Below are 19,075 nucleotides of genomic sequence, written 5' to 3' on the forward strand. Positions count from 1 at the left end.
CCTTGGATGATCTGCGGGCCCGGTATAATCCTGTCTTTGGTGTGATCCGCAGATACCGGCAAGCCATCTCAGAGATTAAAGCCGCCCATCTGGAAGGCGCGCTTTCTGCAAATGAGATGACAGCTGCCATTGCCCGTGAGCGCAGCGAGACCTTGCAAAGTATCGCTGCCCTTAAAAACCGGACAACGGCTATCACTCGTATGGCCCGCGCATCGCGAGGCGCAACCTTGCGCCTGCAGCAGATGTTCTTTCAGGTGAATGATATTGGTGTCTCGCTGGCTGGTGGGCAGAACCCGTTTCTAGTCTTGGCCCAGCAAGGCACGCAGATTGCACAGATCTATGGCTTTGGTAATGGCGGCGTCTCTGGAGCCTTCAAAGATCTAAGATCCCTTCTTGTCGGTGTGGCACGCAGGTTCTGGCCAGTGGCTGTTGCCGTGGGTGGGGTGACAGCTGCCTTTGCTGGTCTGACTTACGAGATCAATCAGACCAGCGAGACTTCAGTCACCATGGGCGATACACTGCTTGCCGTGTGGCAGCTCATCCGGGATGGGTTTAATGCGCTTGTTGCACCCCTCATCAATGCGCTTGCTCCATGGTTTGAAGCAGCCTGGACCCGTGTGGTGGCCGCCACAAAAGCCACAGGTAACTTCATCATCAACGAGATGAAGATCACTTATGAGATCATCACCACCATCTGGGAGCAATTGCCGGCAACCTTTGCAGCTTTGATGATCGGAGCTACCAATGCAGTCATCCGCGGCATCAATCTGATGATCAGAAAAACCACCCAGGGCCTCAACACGCTAAGCCGGGCCGCCAACCGGGTGCTTTCTAATATCCCCGGTCTTGATGAGAATTTCCGCGTTGGTGAGCTGCCAACCGTTCAGATCGGGCAGATTGCCAATCCTTATGCAGATCAGGTGGCAGCTGCCTCCAAAGCGCTGGATGAGCGCGTTCGCGAGATCTCAAAGCAAGATCCCATGGGTGAGCTGTTTTCTGCCATTAAAACCCGCGCAGTTCAAAATGCCCTCAACCGCATTACAGAGACGGCAGATAAAACTGGCAAGGCAGTCAAAAAAGCAGCGGAAGAGGCCGAGGTCGGCTGGGAGGCAGCGCTTGCATCAATCGAAGCCTATGTGGCCAGTGCCCGCGATATTGGCAGTGCCTTTGGCGATCGCATTGTCAAGGTCTTCTCCGATGGCGAGCAGGCCATCGCCAACTTCGTTCAAACCGGCAAGCTGGAGTTTAAAAGCCTCATCACGTCGCTCATTGCCGATATGGCAAAGCTAGCAGCCCGGCGGTTTATCTTTGGTCCCATTGCGTCGGGTCTTTCCGGTAGCCTGAGCAATCCATCAGGTGGCCTGCAGACCCTATTATCCGGGTTCTTCAAGTCGCTTTTGACGCCGACGACAAGCTTTGCAGGTGGTGGGCATACTGGCACAGCTCCGCGCACGGGCGGTCTTGATGGCCGCGGTGGGTTCCTCGCGCTCATGCATCCCCAAGAACGCATCATTGATGAGTACCGAGGCGGCAGAGAGAAACAGCAATCCATGCCGCCTGTCATCGTCAATATCGAAACCCGCGATGTGGACTCTTTCCGTCAGTCCCGAACCCAAGTGGCAGCTGACATTCAGCGGGCCATTGCACGCGGGCGCAGAGGGCTTTGATGGTCTTTCATGATATGCGCTTCCCGGAAAAGATCAGCCGCGGCGCCAGAGGCGGGCCACGCCGGCGTACGCAAGTGGTGGAGCTTTACTCCGGACGCGAGGAACGCAACGCCTCCTGGGCGAACTCTCGGCGCGAATATGATGTTGCTTTTGGCATTCGCAGCAATGACCAACTGCAAGAGGTCATTGCCTTCTTTGAAGCACGCAATGGAAGGCTCTTTGCTTTCCGCTTCAAGGATTGGGCCGACTATAAAAGCTCCATGCCCTCAAGAGCGATCACACCTCTGGATCAGCAGCTGGGCGTTGGGGATGGCACGCAGGCAGCATTCCAGTTGCGCAAACTCTACGGCACTGAGGCGCTTGGATACTGGCGCACCATCACGAAGCCGGTGACCGGTAGCATCCGGGTTGCCGTGAACAACATCGAGCAACCGAGCGGCTGGACAGCTGACCTTGCCAAAGGCCTCATCAGCCTCAGCACGGCACCGACAACGGGAGCCATCATCACCGCTGGTTTTGAGTTCGATGTGCCCTGCCGCTTTGACACTGACAGCATCGACGTGACGCTAGACCTGGAGCGCCTTGGATCCATCACCTCCATTCCCTTGATTGAAGTTCGGGACACCTGACACATGAAGAAGCTCTCGGAAGACCTGGCAACTCACCTTGCCAGCGGCACCACCACACTGTGTTGGTGTTGGCGGCTGATCCGCAAGGATGGTGTGGTCTTTGGTTTTACCGATCATGATCTCACCCTCACCTTCGACGGTACCAGCTTTGAACCGGAGACCGGGCTCATCCCATCAGAACTACGCGCCTCATCCGATCTTGCCGTAGATGCACAGGAAGCCGAAGGTGTGCTGTCTTCCGACCATATCTCCGAGACCGATATCTTTGCCGGGCTTTGGGACAATGCCAGTGTGGAAGTCTGGCGGGTGAACTGGCAGAATTCTGAAGAGCGGGTTCTGATGCGTCGTGGATCCATCGGCCAGATACGGCGCGGCAAAACCGCCTTTGTTGCCGAGGTGCGCAGCATGGCTCACGTGCTGGAGCAAAGTGTGGGTCGCACTTTCCAGAATGCCTGCGATGCAGCCCTTGGCGATAGCCGCTGCAAGGTCAATTTGGAAACGCCTGAACTTAGCGCTACCGGCACCGTCACCAGCCTCATCGGGGATCGTAGCTTTGCCGCCTCTGGCCTGGATGCGTTTGTAGCGGACTGGTTTGCCCTTGGGCTACTTACCTGGCAGAGCGACGACAATCAAGGCCGCCAGGTGGAAGTCTCCCGCCACGAAATCACCTCCGGTGTTGCGATCATCACACTCTTAGAAGTACCAGTAAAGACGGTCATTGTTGGAGATACCTTCCGCATCCGGGCAGGTTGCGATAAACGCTGGCAAACCTGTCTTGAGAAGTTCAGCAATGGCGATGGCTACCGCGGTTTTCCGCACATTCCTGGCAACGATACGTTGATCCGCTATGCGGCCACCAGTCGTGGCCATAAGGGCGAACCGTTGTGAACGAAGGTCAGGCAGAACGCATCATCGCAGCCGCCAGAAGCTGGATCGGCACGCCCTATCATGATCAGGCCAGCATCAGAGGAGTTGGCTGCGACTGCCTTGGGCTCGTTCGCGGTGTCTGGCGTGAGGTCATTGGTGACGAGCCAACTGACATACTGCCCTACACGCGGGATTGGGGGGAAGCGGGAGACGTGGAAGTACTAGTGGAAGGAGCAAGTAAGTGGCTACAGCCGGTACTGCTTGAGGAGATCAAGCCCGGCTGTATTCTGTTGTTTCGGATGAAGGATGCAGCCATCGCCAAGCATTGCGGGATCATGAGCGATGCCAACCACTTCATCCACGCTTATGAGCGGGTTGGGGTGATTGAGCAGCAGCTCACAAGGGCTTGGAGGCGGAGGTTGGCGTTTGGGTTTACTTTACCAAACGGATAAAGATCTCCGACTTCAAATCCCCTCCGCTGCTTTTAAGTTTAGTTAGGACCGTAGCTCAAAACGCCAAAAGTACCGCTCTTCTCATGCAGGAGACCAAAATCGAGATGTTTATAGTGCCATTTAAGCTTTTCTTTTAGAGAGCTAACCTCTGGGAATAAACTTTGAACATATGAAAGGTCATCTAGTTTCGGATCAACCTCTTCAATGATTCTTGCGTGCTCCTGTGCAGCTCTGACCACCGCCATAGGATGGGCAGACATGGTGATACCGAAGTTTTGGTATCCGCCAATCATAAGCTGGCCCAAAAGGCGCTTTTTGTTTTGTTGAGCTTCATAGACTGACCATATCTTCTTTCGCTCACAAGTCATACTTCCGTCATCTTCATACTCGAAAGCGGAATGATCAAAGAGACCCAATATTTCAAACGTATCGCGAGTTACCGATGCGAACAGAAGCTCGCTAGTCCTTGCCATATGCCCCCTTTTTTCCTTAATCATACCAAGGTGAAAATGGTGTAGCCCCATAACATTGAGCAGAAAATCTTTATCAAGCCAGCTACTTTTTGGATCACTGCCAGTTTCAGCGTCAGGTGAATAACCTTGCGTTCTCGGCTTGATTGATAGGTAAGGCGTTAGATCCTTTCCATTCTCAACTGCTTTCAAAAACGTGTCTATATTGGGCTTTAACTGAACAGCACGTGGATCTCCTGCAAGAGCCTCTCTGCCTGCAACTGAACGCGAGCGAGTCCCAACATGCCTCAATCTCCACGAGATGTACAAGACTAGTAAATCCGTTAAACTCTTGTTTTTCAATTTGTTAAGCGATTCTTTATCGTTAGGAAATCGAGGGATCTCCTTGATCATGTCGTCACAAAAGACTTTCGCTCTTTTAGATGTTACTGAAGTATCCATACTCTTATTCAAACCTCAATTATTATAATAATACTAACGAAAAAATCTAAGTCTCAAAACGAAGTCAAGCGCTCTTCAAAGAAGAATTACTCCATTTCCTTATAAACTAATGTTGGATTCCCATGGCAACACTTGTCCTTGGCGCTGTTGGCACCGCCGTGGGCGGAGCCATTGGCAGTTCGTTTCTTGGCGTGACCGCTGCCACGATCGGCGGTGCCAACGGTGCTGCAGCTGGCTCCTATATTGACAGTTGGCTGATCAGCACCACGCTTCCCGACCAAACCATTGAAGGCCAACGGCTTGATCGCGTGCAAGTCACCACCTCAACGGAGGGAGCCGTCATACCCCGTGTGTTTGGCCGCATGAGGATTGGCGGCAATATCATCTGGGCGACGGATTTTCGCGAGGAAATCAACCAGCAGACCCAAGGTGGCGGCAAAGGCGGTGGGCCGAAGCTCACCACAACCACCTACACTTATTACGCCTCCTTTGCCATTGCGCTGTGCGAAGGGACTATCACCGGCATTGGTCGCATCTGGGCAGATGGTGAGCTTATGGATCTGCAAGGTGTCACCTGGCGTTGGTATCCGGGCGATGAGACACAAGAACCTGATGCTTTCATTAAGGCCAAGATGGGCGAGGCACCTGCCTATAGCGGCACGGCTTATCTGGTTTTTGAAGAGCTCTTACTGGAAAGTTATGGAAACCGCATTCCGCAGATCACTGTTGAAGTGTTTCGCCCACTGTTGGACGGCACACCGGAAGGCCGGTTGCAGTCCGTCACGCTGATCCCGGCATCAGGTGAGTATGTCTATGCCACACGGCAGGTGACCAAAACCGAAGGCGACGCCAAGACAACTGGCATCAACGTAAATGCAGAAGCAACACAGGCCGATCTCATCGGTGCTCTGGACCGCTTGCAGGCCTCGGCCCCAAATATCCAGAGTATCTCACTAGTGGTTGCTTGGTTCGGCGATGATCTCAGATGCGGAACTTGCAAAATCCGCCCTGGTGTCGATCAACCGGCCAAGAATGCCAGCACGTCTTGGAGCGTCAATGGTGTCAGCAGGTTTGATGCTTTTCTGGTCAGCCGTGATGATAAGGAAAATCCAGTCTTTGGCGGTACGCCTGCAGATTTCACAGTTGTCGAGGTAATCAAGGAAATCAAAGCACGTGGTCTGCGGGTGACTTTCTATCCCTTCATCCTGATGGATATCCCGCCAGACAATACGCTGCCCGATCCTTACAGCGATAATGTCAGTACCATCGGTCAACCCGCCTATCCCTGGCGCGGCAGGATAACGTGCTCCCCTGCTCCTGGCTTTACTGGCTCACCGGACAAAAGCGAAGTAGCGACTGGACAAGTGTCTGCGCTGTTTGGCTCTGCAACGACTGGTGATTTCAGTGTGAGCGGAACCAGTGTTTCCTGGACAGGACCACCGGGTAATTGGGGTTTGCGCCGGATGATCCTGCACTATGCCCACCTTTGCAAAGCTGCTGGCGGAGTGGATGCGTTTCTTATTGGCTCAGAAATGCGCGCGCTTAATCAGGTGCGAGGGCCAGCAAACAGCTTTCCCGCAGTTGACTACTGGACCAGTCTCTTAAGCGATGTGCGCTCTGTTGTAGGTTCAGATACCAAGCTCTCTTATGCTGCCGACTGGTCCGAGTATTTCGGCTTCAGGCCGGTAGATGACAGCGAAGATCTTTTCTTCCATCTTGATCCAATCTGGGCTCATGAGACTTGCGATTTTATCGGCATCGATAACTACATGCCGCTTTCTGATTGGCGTGGCGGCTTTGACCATCTCGATGCACAAATCCACCCGCACATATTCGATCAGAGCTATTTAAAGGGCAACATAGCCGGCGGAGAAGGTTTTGACTGGTTTTATGCGAGCGATGCTGATCGTATTGCTCAGATGAGAACATCCATAACCGATGGTGCCCACAACAAGCCCTGGGTGTTTCGCTATAAAGACCTTCAAAGTTGGTGGAACAACCAGCACTTCAATCGCCCAACCGGCGAAGAAGAAGCAGCGCCAACTGCCTGGGTGCCACAGAGCAAGCCCATCTGGTTTACCGAGTTCGGCTGTCCTGCTGTAGACCGCGCCACCAACCAGCCCAATGTGTTCATTGATCCCAAGTCCTCAGAATCCAAGGTGCCCTACTTTTCTCGTGCCTGGCGCGATGATGCCATTCAGCGGACTTACTTGAATGCCACACTGAGCTATTGGCAAGAGCCAGACAACAATCCCACATCAAGCGTCTATGACGGTCCCATGCTGGACCTTGGCAATTGCTCTGCCTGGACATGGGATGCCCGCCCCTATCCGTTCTTTCCAGAACTCACCAACATCTGGTCAGATGGTGACAACTGGCGACTGGGGCACTGGCTGGGAGGACGGCTCGGAGCCGTTGGTCTTGGCGCACTTGTCAAACACCTATGCGAACGCGCTGGGCTGTCTGGAGATCTGATCGACACCTCTGATCTTTATGGTGCCGTGGAAGGCTATGTGATCTCAGCCTTGCAAAGCCCACGTGCTTCGATTGCGGTATTGGCACGGCACTTCGGTTTTGATGCGGTCGAAAGCCAAGGCATCCTGCATTTCAAGATGCGTGGCCGCGGTGCCGTCAAACGCCTTGAGCTTGATGATCTGGTGGCAGCACCAAAAGACACCGAACCCATCGAGTTTGAACGCGCGCAGGAAACCGAACTGCCGCAAGCGCTCAAATGGTCTGTTACCCGATCAGATGAAGACTATGACGCCATCCAGGTGGAAGCGCAGCGGGTAACAGTGCAGGCAAGCCGCATATCATCAGAAAGCTTCTCACTTGCCGTTGCCCCAGAAGAAGCGGAACGCCGAGTACGCCGCGCACTGCAAGAGGCATGGGTTGGACGGGAAGGCGCCAGCTTTGCGCTACCGCCGTCAGAGCTTGCCCTTGATCCAACAGATGTGGTTACGCTGGACCATGATGGAAGGAGTTATGATCTGCGGCTATTGAGCATGAATGATGGTCTGGAGCGCAAGGTAACCAGCGTTTTGCAAGACCGCCAAGTCTACGATATGCCGCCCGGCCCGTCACGCAAGAGAACGGATGGAGCGCTTTCGCAGGCCGTTGTCTTTGGCAAGCCGCTGTTTGCGTTTCTCGACCTGCCGCAGCTGTCAGACAGCACCCCTGCTCATCAGCCGTTGATGGCAGCTTATGCCGATCCCTGGCCGGGTGTTCTCAATGTCTATCGCAGCCAATCAGACGCAGGCTTCAAACGGGTTGCACAGATCACCACACCGGCTCAGTTTGGGGTAACAATGGAGCCTCTTAAGCGAGGTCCTACCTCCAGGTTCGATCTTGGCAATGAACTGGTGATTTCAGTTTCCTCTGAGACCATCGAGAGCATTACAGACTTAGAGCTCTTTGCAGGTGGCAATGCCTTTGCGATTGAGGCTGCTCCCAGCACCTGGGAAATCATTCAGGCCAGTAGAGCAGATCTCATAGCGCCCAGCACCTACAAGCTCTCACGGCTGCTTCGCGGTCAACGTGGTACCGAGAGTTCTATCGTCGATACACTCCCGGCAGGCGCAAGGATCATCCGTCTTGATGATAATCTGGTTCCGGCTCCCATCACTTTGAGCGAGATAAGCTTGCCGTTCCAATGGCGGATTGTGCCTGGTAGAGCGGCGCTCTCTGATCCTGCCACGTTAGCATTAGGCTTTACGCCGGAAGCCAATGGCTTGCGTCCGTTCTCTCCGGTTCATGTTGCCCAGCCCAATCGCACAGGACGGCTACCCGGAGATCTCACTCTCTCCTGGATCAGGCGTTCTCGCGTGCCCGAAGCGGACAGCTGGCTGTTACGCGATGTGCCACTTGGCAAAGCCGTCGAGGCCTATGAGGTGGAGATCCTCAAAGACGGCTCTGTAGTAATCCGCACGCTGAGTTCAACAACCTCCAGCGTGATTTATATCGGCACGCAGCAGATAGAGGATTTCGGCGCAGAGCTGTCAGCAGGAGACATCCTCTCCCTCCGCATCTACCAGCTTTCCAACACTTTAGGCCGCGGCACGCCGCATACCGCCACTTTGCATTTCTGAGGCACCGACCATGTCAGAGACAACATCTCGGCTTGCCCTGCCCTACATCATGGCAGCGCAAGCACAAAAGCATGTCACCCACAATGAGGCCCTTCGCCTACTCGATGGCCTCATTCAGATACGGGCCCTCAATGCAAATTTGGCAGCACCGCCAAGCGTTTCGAGTGAAGGCGATGCTTATATCGTGAGTTCTCCCGCCACAGACGCATGGACTGGCTGGGAGAAGGATGTGGCCCTCTACGCCGATGGCAGCTGGTTCCGCCTTCCTGCGATCGACGGAATGCGCGTCTGGGACGCGGATGCTGAAACATTGTTGGTCTATACTGCGGGTAGCTGGAAAGCTCTCTCTGATGCCTTGAACCTACTGAGATCAACGCCGCTGGTTCATGTCGCCAGAGGGGCGCTTGGAAGCACCACAGGCCTGGGTGTTCTGGAGGAAACGCTCTCAGGTCTGTCTGGCTCTATTGTCGAGACCACGATCACCATTCCCGATCGCTCCATCTGCCTTGGCGTTTCCACCCGAACAGTCTCAGCAATCACAGGTGCCACGTCCTATGACTGTGGCATTGACGGCGAGCTCTCCAAGTTCGGCGGCTCCCTCGGCATTGCCGCTGGCAGCATCAACAAGGGGATCATTGGCCCGCAAGGCTTTTATGCCGATACGCCGATCCGCCTGACCGCCAAGGGTGGTGACTTCACTGGGGGTACCGTCAGCGTGGCGATCCATTATCTCAGCGTTGGCGTACTGGACGCCCCATGACCAACCTTGGCGAGATCATCAATGCGCTGGGCGGCGGACCCGCAGCCGTTGCCATTGTTGGTCTGGGCTTTTTTGCTTGGAGAGTCCTCAATTGGTGGCGGCAAGACACTAAGGAATACAACGCTGCCCTTTGTGAAATCCAGAAGGAGGCTACCGAAAGCCTGCAAGCCAGCACAGAGGCCATTCGCGCCTTAACCGAGATGATCATGCGCCGTGATTAAACGCTTCCTGAAAGTCGTTCCGCAGTCCCGCAAGCGAACATGCAAGACTTGTAGTCGGCAGGCTGTACTTGCCGTGCGCCAAAAGCGCCAGGAGCTCACTCAGGCGCTTAAGGAGCTGGCACAGGCGAGAAAAGCCAAAGACCGAACCTGACGCCTGCGCATTCCAAAGAACTCATCTCTTCAAGCTGCCTTCGGGCGGCTTTTTTTATGTCTGGAGGACTAACCATGACGTACACGACACGAGACATCCAAGCCCGACTTGCTGCGCTGAGCTATGATCCCGGTCCCATCGATGGTCTTGATGGACCAAAGACAAAAGCTGCGATAGCTGAGGCGTTGAAAGCGCGGAACGTGAAGCGCGTCGAGGAGTTGTTTCATGCCTCTGGGCTGCATCGGATCATCCTGCATTGGACAGCAGGCGCGGACGGGCTCATTGAGCTGGAGCGACAGCACTACCACCTCATCATCGATCGCTCAGGCCGAACACATGCAGGTGCACTGAAACCAGAGGCCAATGCCAATTGCCTCGATGGCCGCTATGCCGCTCACACCAGAGCGCTTAACACCGGCTCCGTTGGAGTAGCGTTGGATGCTATGGCAGGTGCAATAGAGTCTCCTTTTGATCCCGGCAAGTATCCAATCACGCAAGTTCAAGTTCAGGCACTAGCAGAGACTGCTGCTGATCTCTGTGAAACTTACCAGATCCCGGTGAGCCCATACTCCGTTCTTACCCATGCAGAAGTTCAGCCGACGCTGGGGGTCAAACAACGCAGCAAATGGGACATCACCTGGCTGCCGGATATGCCAGAAGTTGGCGATCCAATTGACGTGGGCAACAGGCTGCGCTCCCTCGTCACCGAAGCGAAACTCTGAAAATGATCAGCTTGCTATTCCGTCTGGCACCCTGTGCAATTATTGTTGCCGCGATCGCAGCTGCACTCTGGTTCTTCGCCGATCATGTTCGTGATCAAGAGCGTATTGCAGCTGAGCTGAAAAGCACCAGGCAACAACTCTCTCAGGCTCAAATGGCACTTGCTCGAGCTGAAGAAGTGGCGCGAATCCACAGGGCATATCTGCAGCAAGCAGAAGCGGAAGCCGAGCGCTGGGAGGAACTCGCCAACGATCTTCAATCCATGGAGGGCCGTGATGCGCCCCTATCTGATTTTCTGGGCACTGCTGCTGAACGCTTGTACAGCAAGAGAACCACCTCTACCTCAGATAACAATGCCGCCACCAATCCCAGCAGATCTCCTGCGCCCCTGCCCTGGCTACCGCGGAGCAATCCCGCGCAATGAGGGGCAGCTTATAGATGCGGTGGTAGCCGAGAAGCAAGGAAGGGAATGCGCGAATGGGAAACTACATGTCATTGCTCAGCCAAAAATACACCCTTGATCCATCATTCAATACATCAGGCCATCTGCCGTTCTAACTTTGCTTTACGAGTTTCCCAATCAGGCATGACGCGTCGAAGTAAATCGTAGAACTCAGGACCATGGTGAAGATATTCGATGTGACAAAGCTCGTGCGTGATTACGTAATCAATTGCCTCCGTAGATGCTCCGATCAAACTACGGTTAAGAACTAAGTTTCTTTTTGCAGTCATAGATCCCCATCGGTGACTTAACTCCCGGACCAATAAGTTATTGGGCGCCATTTGCTTTGGATCTGGAAAACGATCTTGAGATATCAATAGCCGCTCTGCAAACTTGATTTTGGCGCGTTTCAAAAACCATTCCCTAACCAGTTCTCGCGTCTGATCACTTTGCTGTGGTTTGGTCGTTGAAACTATAATTTGACCACGCTGCATTTTGACGGAGTTCTGAATTGCACGCGAAATCTTCAACTTATATTGCCGCCCAAGATACCTATACGTTTCTCCAGCCACGTAGACACGGGGAGGTGTTCGTGGCTGGAACTGCTCAAAGTATTGTATCTGTTGTCGAACCCACGGCGCTCTTTTGTGCACCTTCTCAAAAATGCTCTCAAGCGTCGCAGTTAGGGGCGCTACAACCTCGACTTTTTGATCAGGATGAACGTTAATCGCCAGCGTTTTTCTATCCCGCCTCACCAGAATAAACTCTATGAGTTGATCACCATAAGGCAGGTGAAAAACATCTGAGGTCATCCCGGAAACCTCGCCCGAGCTACATCCATGATTTTAAGTTCAATATCGTCAAGCTGTTCTACAGGGATATCAATTCCCTTATCATCACGAACGACATCAAAAAAGTAATCATCGATAGCATTTCGCATATTGTTCTGTGCAATCTCGTTGCTCCAAACATCAACGATATGATGCTTCTTCACTATCATAACAATGGCTTTCGCCACATCAGCCGTTACAGCTTCATCAGTCGGATCCATGACTTTGCTAAAGATGGGGTCTAAGATGCCAAACACAGCTTGAGAATCTTCATCACCTTTTATGCTCTCGGGGAACTTACGCCCATGATCTTTGCGAGCCACTTTGCTCGCAAGGTCAACAACATTCTTCAGATAATCCTTCTCTGAAATTCTCTTTTCACGATAATCTTTTATTGTCTCTTCCAACATCTCAGAAAACTGCTGGTAGAAAGATGGGTCTTGCTCCATTTTCTCTGAGATCGTGCGCTTGGTTGCACTCGCGATGCGATCTGCCTTCGACGCTGCTGTTGTCTCATCTTCTTCAACAATTGCATTTAATGCATCTGTATCGTTGATGTTGACGAGCTCAATGATCACTTCCGCGGGTTTGGCGGTTACATGATCATCCAACAGCTTCTGGATTTTCGGCTCAAACTCACGCATATCAATGGTCTCTTGATATCGAAGCTGTACTGAGCGCTTTAACTCAGAGAACGCCCGCCAGTCTTTCGAAAAGACTTCAACCTTGCTGTCCTCGAACACATCATAAAGCTTTTCTGACGACAGCGAGATATGCAGGCATCGACCATAAGCCTTTAAACGTGCGTAGAACTCATGGCGCTTCGCTTCATCCGCAAGAAGCTGCTCAAATTGCTCCATATCTTTTTTATTGCGAACTTCTTTGAAGGTATCCCAGAGCTGATCGTGTAATTGAGGGAGTCTTCTGATTTCCTCCCGGATATCATGAAGTGTTCCAGCAACGTCATCATTGTCGAACCCTTCGAAAGCGCTATAGGTTGTCAGAGCTTTATCCAGCTCGCCGAGCAAGCCCTCATAATCAACGATGAAGCCAAACTCTTTCTCTTTGTCTCCATCTTCAAACAACCGGTTTACACGTGCTATCGCCTGCAACAAGTTATGTTCGCGCAAAGTTTTACAGACATAGAGAACTGTATTACGCGGAGCATCGAAGCCTGTGAGAAGCTTTGAAACAACAATCAAAATCTCCGGTTCACCAGATCCCTTAAAAGCATCAATGATCTGTCGATTGTACTCAGCCTCGCTCTTGTACTTGTCCATCATTTTGTCCCAGAACTTGCGCACCAAGTCCTTGGATTCCTGATCGACTTCGTCAATACCCTCCTTCTCATCAGGAGCAGAGATTACAACTTCACTAGTGACATGTCCTATCTCATCAAGGATTTCTTTAAAACGAACTGCTGCTGCTTTAGACGGGGCAACCAACTGAGCTTTAAATCCAGTTCCTTGCCAGTATTGTCGGTAATGCTCGGAGATATCAAACGCTTTTGCGAAAATCGCCTGACTCGTTTTAGCAAGCACATCCATTCGGGAAAATTTGCGTTTTAAATCAGCCTTTTGCTTATCTGTAAGGCCCTTGCTAATCTTTTCAAACCACATGTCGACAGCATTACCGCTAACCTGCTGCTCGACAAGCCGCCCCTCATACAATAGCGGGACAACAGCCTCATCTTTTACGGCTTCATCAATCGTGTATTTATGGATCAATCCACCGAATGTGCTCAGAGTATTCTTCTCTTTCTTGAGCAGTGGTGTACCGGTAAAGCCGAGATAGCAAGCTTGTGGCAATACGCGCCGCATATTTACGGCAAACTTCCCAAGACCACCACTCTTCCCCGATTGGCTTCGATGGCTCTCATCAACTAAGACAAAGATCTCCGAACTCTCATCAACAAAGTCACTAGCCTTCATTGCTGTTTCAAACTTGTTGATGATCGTTGTAATGAGCGGCGTCTTATTCTTGATTAATTCAATCAGATGTGTGCCTTTGGTCGCCCGAATTGGCTCCATTTCACACGACTTAAAAGTCCCTTTGATCTGTTTATCCAAATCATCTCGGTCTGTGACAATAAGAAGGCGCGGATTTTTAATTTCCTTATCAAGTGCAAGCGCACGACCCAGCATCACCATCGTTAGGCTCTTACCTGATCCTTGGGTGTGCCAGATAACTCCGCCCTTACGTTTCTCCTTAGTATCAAAATGCTTCAGGCGCTGAATTGCAGAACGGATTCCAAAAAATTGCTGATGGCGAGCGATTTTCCTTACGCCTCCATCAAATACAGTAAAACGCCTAACCATCTCCAACAGCCGCTCGGGACGACACAGCGCGAAGATAATACGATCCTGTTGACTGATAGCTCTGTCTCCAGCAGCCGAAAGCTCTTCAAAAAAAGGCAAAGCAGCCGCAAGCTCCCCTGAGAAAACAGCTGTTTTCTCATCAAGCGTTAGAGGACGGTTGATCACCGCATCAATATCAGAATCTTGATCTTCTTCCTCTCGCCAGATTTGCCAGAATTTGCGCGGAGTTCCTACAGTTGCAAATCTGGCTTCCTGACGTTTCATGCTCAACAGTAGTTGCGCATAATGAAACAGCTGAGGGATATTGTCTTCATTCTGATAACCGATGAGCTGACTGTCAGCTTTTTTCAGCTCTTCTGTTGGCCTCTTGTTTTCAATAACAACAAAAGGAATGCCATTAACGAAGCAGACGATGTCGCACCGCCGCGTGCTTGTACTTCCTGTCCGCTCAATGGTCATCTCAGCGGTGACATGATAAACGTTATTCTCTGGCTGCTCCCAATCGATGTATTTGAACGAGTAACTCTTACTATCACCTTCAATTGCCTTGGTGATAGTAGTGCCCAGCACCATCAGGTCGTATAGATCCTGATTAGTTCCTTTCAAACCTTTCAGTTTGTCTGGAGTTGGCTTCAGACGACGCAGAGCCTCATGGGCATCTGCGAGATCAAATGCATAATCTTGCCCACGGTAGCTATAGTGATTTAGCTTAAGTGCTTGTTCAACGAGAACATCATCAAGGATAACATTACGTGGTTTCCCACGTAATGCATCAGTTTGCTTTTTGGATAAAGGCGCAAAACCCAGAGCCACAAGTGTTTGAATCGCCGGAATCTGCGACTGATACTTTTCAGCAGGATTAAACCCCTGACTAACAACGTTTAGGCTCATGCGGCAGCCTCTTCATCTGCATCAGTCTTTACACGCCACTCTCCAGTCATAAGCTTCTGCATTAAACCGCGCTTTTGCGTTGATATAGCATCAATACGTTGTTGCTCAATCGAGAGTTCAGCTTCAATCAAGTTTAAGGATTCAGCCACACCTTTCTGCTGCTCAAGCGAAGGAGATGGAATGTACATATCTCCAAAATCTCGAAATGAAATCTGCTTACCGTCACGAATCCCAAACACCAGCCGGTCTAAACGTCCAATAAAACTTTTAGACTTAAAGAAATGCCGATAATAGTCATCAATGATCTTCACTTTGGGTCGCAACACTGTATAAGCTGGACTAACAAGTCCTAGTACATCAGAGTACTCTAGCCCTCCTTCGAAGGAACGAAGGCTAATCACAAAATCTCCCGGTCGAACTACTTTATAGTTAGAAATATCTCCGTCAGGCATCGTAACACGGCGGTCTAGCTCATCACGACGTACAATGCCAATATCTTGCATAACAGCCAGCAGTGGGAGATCGGGTTTCCCTCGTTCTGATACTGTTTCAAAAACATTTTTAGCTCTGCTAAGCGAGGTTTCTGCTTCATATTCGCTCTCAAAAAAGCGTTGCTGAACTCCTGTTGTAAAACATTCCTTTCTCGCACGAAGCTCCTCCAAGGTCTCAATAGTTTGATCCCACGTCCGCAATATTTCCGCAATCTTACGCTGTTGTGTAATCAGAGGGATATAAACTCTAAACGGATTTATATGCTTGTTATTTAATTGCGGAATGGTAGAAGTATCCGCAATTTTATGTAGACCTTCATACTCAATTACATAAAATAGATACTCATTGAGCAAACGATTATCAGGCAAAATCGCCATCAAGTTTGTATCGATAACAATATCTACTAATGCTAATCTAATTTTATTATTCATTATTGCTGCACCGCGTTTGGGAAAGAGTACGGCTCCAGCAGGCACTAGCCCCTTTTTTTCATTAGTGTAGCTTCTGCTATCTTTTTGATATTTATTACAGTTATTAAGGTCTTCAACTTTGACAAAAGGAAAAGAACCAGTCTCGAGCAGATCAACTTGAGATGGAGAAACACCACTAAATATCTTTACAAAATCGCCAAGTTTTACTCTATCATCCATAGTATGCGCTTGAAATACAAATGATTTTTCGGTGCTGTTAGAATCAGGCATCAATCCCAAGCTCCTTTAGGTACACCATCATTTTTGAGCGCACTTCAGTGAGATCAGCTTCGATCCTTAGAATATCCTTTTGAACAGCAACTATATCTATTTCTTCTTCTGGTTCAAAGGTATCAATGTAACGAGGAATATTCAGATTGAATTCATTCTCTGATATTTTTTCAAGACCAACGCAAAGCGAATACTTTTCATCATTAATGCGGCCTTGGTATGTACTCAAGATTTTTTTTATGTGATCATTGCTCATCACATTGATTGTCTTCCCGGAAGTAAACTCTTTACTTGCATCAATAAAGAGAACATCCCTACGAGCTTCATTCACACCGCCTTCTTCACGAGACCGGTCAAACACCAAGACAGCAACGGGAATGCCCGTTGTCGTGAAAAGGTTAGCGGGCAAACCAATAACTGCATCAAGAAGGTTTTCTTCAATCAATGCTTTACGAATTTTGCCTTCAGCCCCCCCACGGAATAATACTCCATGGGGCACGATCACCGCGACACGTCCAGATTGCCGCTTTGCTATTTCAAGCATATGAGTGATGAAGGCGTAATCGCCTTTAGACTTAGGCGGAACGCCACGCCAGAACCGTTTGAACTGGTCTGTCTCTGCATTATCCGCCCCCCACTTGTCCAAGGAAAATGGCGGGTTCGCAACCACCACATCGAACTTTTGAAGGTGGTCTTGTTCAACAAGAGCAGGGCTATTGAGCGTATCGCACCATTCAATCTTTGCAGCATCTTTTGAATGCAAAAACATGTTCATACGAGATAGTGCCCAAGTTGCACCATTCACTTCCTGACCGTAAAGCGCATAGTTGTCGGAGCCGACTTCCTCTGCAGCACGAATGAGCAGAGACCCTGAACCACAGGCCGGATCACAAATCGTATCACCTGGTTTTGGCCCCGCAAGTTTGGCAAGCAGGCCGGAGACAGCGGCAGGGGTATAGAACTCACCTGCTTTCTTGCCTGCATCTGATGCAAACTTCGAAATCAAGTAGATATAGCACTCGCCAATGATATCTTCCTTCACCCGCGAAGGACGAAGATCAAGTGCTGGCTTATTGAAGTCCTCAAGCATTAACTTTAGGCGACGATTACGGTCTTTTGTGCGCCCGAGGTTGGCTTCTGAGTTGAAATCAATATTTCTAAACACGCCTTCCAGTTTGGCGCGGTTGGCATCTTCAATTTTCTCAAGAGCAATGTTGATCAGCTCACCAATGTTAGCTTCATTTCGATTTTCATGAAGATCATAGAAGCTTGCCCCCTTGGGTAGTATAAAGCGTTCACGCTCCATACGGCGGCGGATACGTACCTCGTCATCACCAAACTGATCACGATAAGCCTCGAAATGATCATTCCAGAGGTCTGAAATGTATTTAAGAAACAACATCACCAGGATGTAATCTTTGTATTGGCCAGCATCGACTACGCCTCGGAAGGTGTCGCAAGCTGCCCACACAGTGTTATTCACTTCTGCCTGTGTCAATTTATCAGTCATAAAAATTTCCTCTTATTATTATGGGGGCGTAAGCTCTGCTGCCTACGCCCAAAATGAATTAATCAATACACGCCACAAGGTGGCGCAAAATGCTGCCGGAGTTCCCGTTCAACCTGCATTCGCTCTCGCTCATCTTTATAGATCGCAGCAACAGCAAGTTCAGAATGTCCTTGACCACGCCAACAAGGGCTTCGATCATGGCTGGTGACTCTCTCTTGAACATTTTGTGACTCACCCACATCAACTACAGTCCAATTACTCGTGCTGTTCTTTCTACCCAAAATGACATAAACTCCGGAACGAGCTTGTAGTAAGTTTTGGTTGCTGAATGGACCTTCAGCATGGTATTTACCGATTGTGATAGACATTAGAATTTTCCTTTCACGTGTCTGTTTCCTAAATCAGCATGCCTCGTACGCATGTTGATTGCTTTATTGCCCGGCTTCACCTCTATGAAGCTGGGCATTCCGAACCTGCTATAGCAAGACGAAATCCAAATACTCTTTTTTCTTTTCTGCTAGCTGCTGAAGCAAGAACTGTTCTTGCGTCGCCAGCTTACTAATATTCACGATCAATTTCTGCTTCTCAAAGTCAGGAACAGAAACCTGCAACTGATCCAAATCTTTCCGCGAAATCATTCGCAAACTGGTTCCTCTTGCGCAGCTATCAAAATATAACTGCGAAGGCGTTTGATTGATAAACCAAGCAAGATATTCAGGAAGAACCACCTCAGCCCGCGGCCTGATAATAATTAATGGAGACACTGCAACAGCTGTTTCGTCTGCACTACCCACAACAACAGCCGCAGTATTCCTATCCCCCCGCGACCGAAACAAAAGATCCCCATCCCGGACTCGATAGCGCTCTACCTTCCCCTCAAGATGAAATTTGCTCGCACTCGACAGCAAAAAGGCGTCGCTACGCAACAAATCCCCTAACTGCACCGCCTCCAAGCCACCAGCAGAATCCTCAGAAAGTCGCGACCTCACAGTCATCCCTCCCTGAATCTCAGCCAAATCGAGCAATTGAATATTTTCTTGTCTGTAACTCATGCTACAGTTATAGTTTAGACAGGAAGAGATGTCAATAGTTTTTCATGCAGTAATCGTGCCTACTGCATTTTTTTGAAAACTATCTCAAGAACACCTTGAATGTTGACGTGGTGTTGACGCGAACGCAAAAAGCCCTGAACCAGAGGTTCAGGGCTTTTGTTATGTTGTTGATCTATTGATCGAATTTTGGTTGCGGGGGTAGGATTTGAACCTACGACCTTCAGGTTATGAGCCTGACGAGCTACCGGGCTGCTCCACCCCGCGGTAATATGTTGTTCTGTTCATTTTGATGAGGTTTGTCGGTGTGCTTTATTCATGCCCGGCGGCGCCCTACTCTCCCGCGTCTTAAGACGAAGTACCATTGGCGCAGGGG

General features: G+C 50.4%; 16 protein-coding genes and 1 tRNA gene. 9 read left to right on the forward strand and 8 right to left on the reverse strand.

Features of this window, described 5'->3' with window-relative positions:
- From PsAD26_RS19485 to PsAD26_RS19500, 4 genes are all read left to right on the forward strand, one after another.
- The coding region (locus PsAD26_RS19485) for a phage tail tape measure C-terminal domain-containing protein (RefSeq protein WP_193758318.1) at window positions 1–1,667 on the forward strand (1,667 nt) is incomplete at its 5' end.
- Window positions 1,667–2,296: a DUF2460 domain-containing protein gene (locus tag PsAD26_RS19490; protein WP_063311778.1), complete on the forward strand. Its 630-nt coding sequence runs from the start codon at window positions 1,667–1,669 to the stop codon at window positions 2,294–2,296. The genes PsAD26_RS19485 and PsAD26_RS19490, both read left to right, overlap by 1 nt.
- 3 nt (window positions 2,297–2,299) lie before the next feature.
- Complete coding sequence (locus PsAD26_RS19495) at window positions 2,300–3,184, forward strand: DUF2163 domain-containing protein (protein ID WP_063311779.1); 885 nt, start codon at window positions 2,300–2,302, stop codon at window positions 3,182–3,184.
- The gene (locus PsAD26_RS19500; protein ID WP_063311780.1) at window positions 3,181–3,615 is read left to right on the forward strand and encodes an NlpC/P60 family protein; all 435 of its coding nucleotides are present in this window, start codon (window positions 3,181–3,183) and stop codon (window positions 3,613–3,615) included. Before PsAD26_RS19495 ends, PsAD26_RS19500 begins: the two co-directional genes overlap by 4 nt.
- A gap of 38 nt (window positions 3,616–3,653) precedes the next feature.
- Here PsAD26_RS19500 and PsAD26_RS19505 read toward each other — a convergent pair whose 3' ends face one another.
- Window positions 3,654–4,526 (reverse strand): hypothetical protein, encoded by an 873-nt coding sequence (locus PsAD26_RS19505; protein WP_063311781.1) that lies wholly within the window; start codon window positions 4,524–4,526, stop codon window positions 3,654–3,656.
- Between the two features lie 122 nt (window positions 4,527–4,648).
- On the opposite strand from PsAD26_RS19505, the gene PsAD26_RS19510 reads away from it, so the two are divergent.
- The 5 genes from PsAD26_RS19510 to PsAD26_RS19530 all read left to right on the forward strand — a co-directional run bounded on the left by PsAD26_RS19510 (window position 4,649) and on the right by PsAD26_RS19530 (window position 10,890).
- Window positions 4,649–8,614: a glycoside hydrolase TIM-barrel-like domain-containing protein gene (locus tag PsAD26_RS19510; RefSeq protein ID WP_063311782.1), complete on the forward strand. Its 3,966-nt coding sequence runs from the start codon at window positions 4,649–4,651 to the stop codon at window positions 8,612–8,614.
- Window positions 8,615–8,624: 10 nt separating this feature from the next.
- Window positions 8,625–9,374, forward strand: coding sequence for a DUF2793 domain-containing protein (locus PsAD26_RS19515; RefSeq protein WP_063311783.1), 750 nt, complete (start codon window positions 8,625–8,627; stop codon window positions 9,372–9,374).
- Window positions 9,371–9,595: a hypothetical protein gene (locus tag PsAD26_RS19520; RefSeq protein WP_063311784.1), complete on the forward strand. Its 225-nt coding sequence runs from the start codon at window positions 9,371–9,373 to the stop codon at window positions 9,593–9,595. Before PsAD26_RS19515 ends, PsAD26_RS19520 begins: the two co-directional genes overlap by 4 nt.
- Before the next feature lie 225 nt (window positions 9,596–9,820).
- Window positions 9,821–10,468 (forward strand): N-acetylmuramoyl-L-alanine amidase, encoded by a 648-nt coding sequence (locus PsAD26_RS19525; protein WP_063311785.1) that lies wholly within the window; start codon window positions 9,821–9,823, stop codon window positions 10,466–10,468.
- Between the two features lie 2 nt (window positions 10,469–10,470).
- Window positions 10,471–10,890: a hypothetical protein gene (locus PsAD26_RS19530; protein ID WP_063311786.1), complete on the forward strand. Its 420-nt coding sequence runs from the start codon at window positions 10,471–10,473 to the stop codon at window positions 10,888–10,890.
- Between the two features lie 113 nt (window positions 10,891–11,003).
- Here PsAD26_RS19530 and PsAD26_RS19535 read toward each other — a convergent pair whose 3' ends face one another.
- The 7 genes from PsAD26_RS19535 to PsAD26_RS19560 form a co-directional block, all read right to left on the reverse strand.
- Window positions 11,004–11,720, reverse strand: a complete 717-nt coding sequence (locus tag PsAD26_RS19535; protein ID WP_063311787.1) for a SprT family zinc-dependent metalloprotease — start codon at window positions 11,718–11,720, stop codon at window positions 11,004–11,006.
- Window positions 11,717–14,947 carry an HsdR family type I site-specific deoxyribonuclease gene (locus tag PsAD26_RS19540; RefSeq protein WP_063311788.1) on the reverse strand — a complete coding sequence of 1,077 codons (3,231 nt, stop codon included), beginning with the start codon at window positions 14,945–14,947 and terminating at the stop codon, window positions 11,717–11,719. The genes PsAD26_RS19535 and PsAD26_RS19540 overlap by 4 nt, the downstream gene beginning before the upstream one ends.
- Window positions 14,944–16,140, reverse strand: coding sequence for a restriction endonuclease subunit S (locus PsAD26_RS19545; RefSeq protein WP_063311789.1), 1,197 nt, complete (start codon window positions 16,138–16,140; stop codon window positions 14,944–14,946). Before PsAD26_RS19545 ends, PsAD26_RS19540 begins: the two co-directional genes overlap by 4 nt.
- A complete protein-coding gene (locus PsAD26_RS19550; RefSeq protein ID WP_063311790.1) occupies window positions 16,133–17,650 on the reverse strand; it encodes a type I restriction-modification system subunit M in 1,518 nt (505 codons plus the stop codon). Before PsAD26_RS19550 ends, PsAD26_RS19545 begins: the two co-directional genes overlap by 8 nt.
- A gap of 62 nt (window positions 17,651–17,712) precedes the next feature.
- Window positions 17,713–18,018 (reverse strand): hypothetical protein, encoded by a 306-nt coding sequence (locus tag PsAD26_RS29435; protein ID WP_153041538.1) that lies wholly within the window; start codon window positions 18,016–18,018, stop codon window positions 17,713–17,715.
- A gap of 108 nt (window positions 18,019–18,126) precedes the next feature.
- Window positions 18,127–18,702: a restriction endonuclease subunit S gene (locus PsAD26_RS19555; RefSeq protein ID WP_153041539.1), complete on the reverse strand. Its 576-nt coding sequence runs from the start codon at window positions 18,700–18,702 to the stop codon at window positions 18,127–18,129.
- A 187-nt stretch (window positions 18,703–18,889) separates the two neighbouring features.
- Window positions 18,890–18,966: transfer RNA gene (locus tag PsAD26_RS19560), tRNA-Met, on the reverse strand.
- Window positions 18,967–19,075 lie beyond the last annotated feature (109 nt).

The organism is Pseudovibrio sp. Ad26 (assembly GCF_001623285.1).
Taxonomy (GTDB): Bacteria; Pseudomonadota; Alphaproteobacteria; order Rhizobiales; family Stappiaceae; genus Pseudovibrio; species Pseudovibrio ascidiaceicola.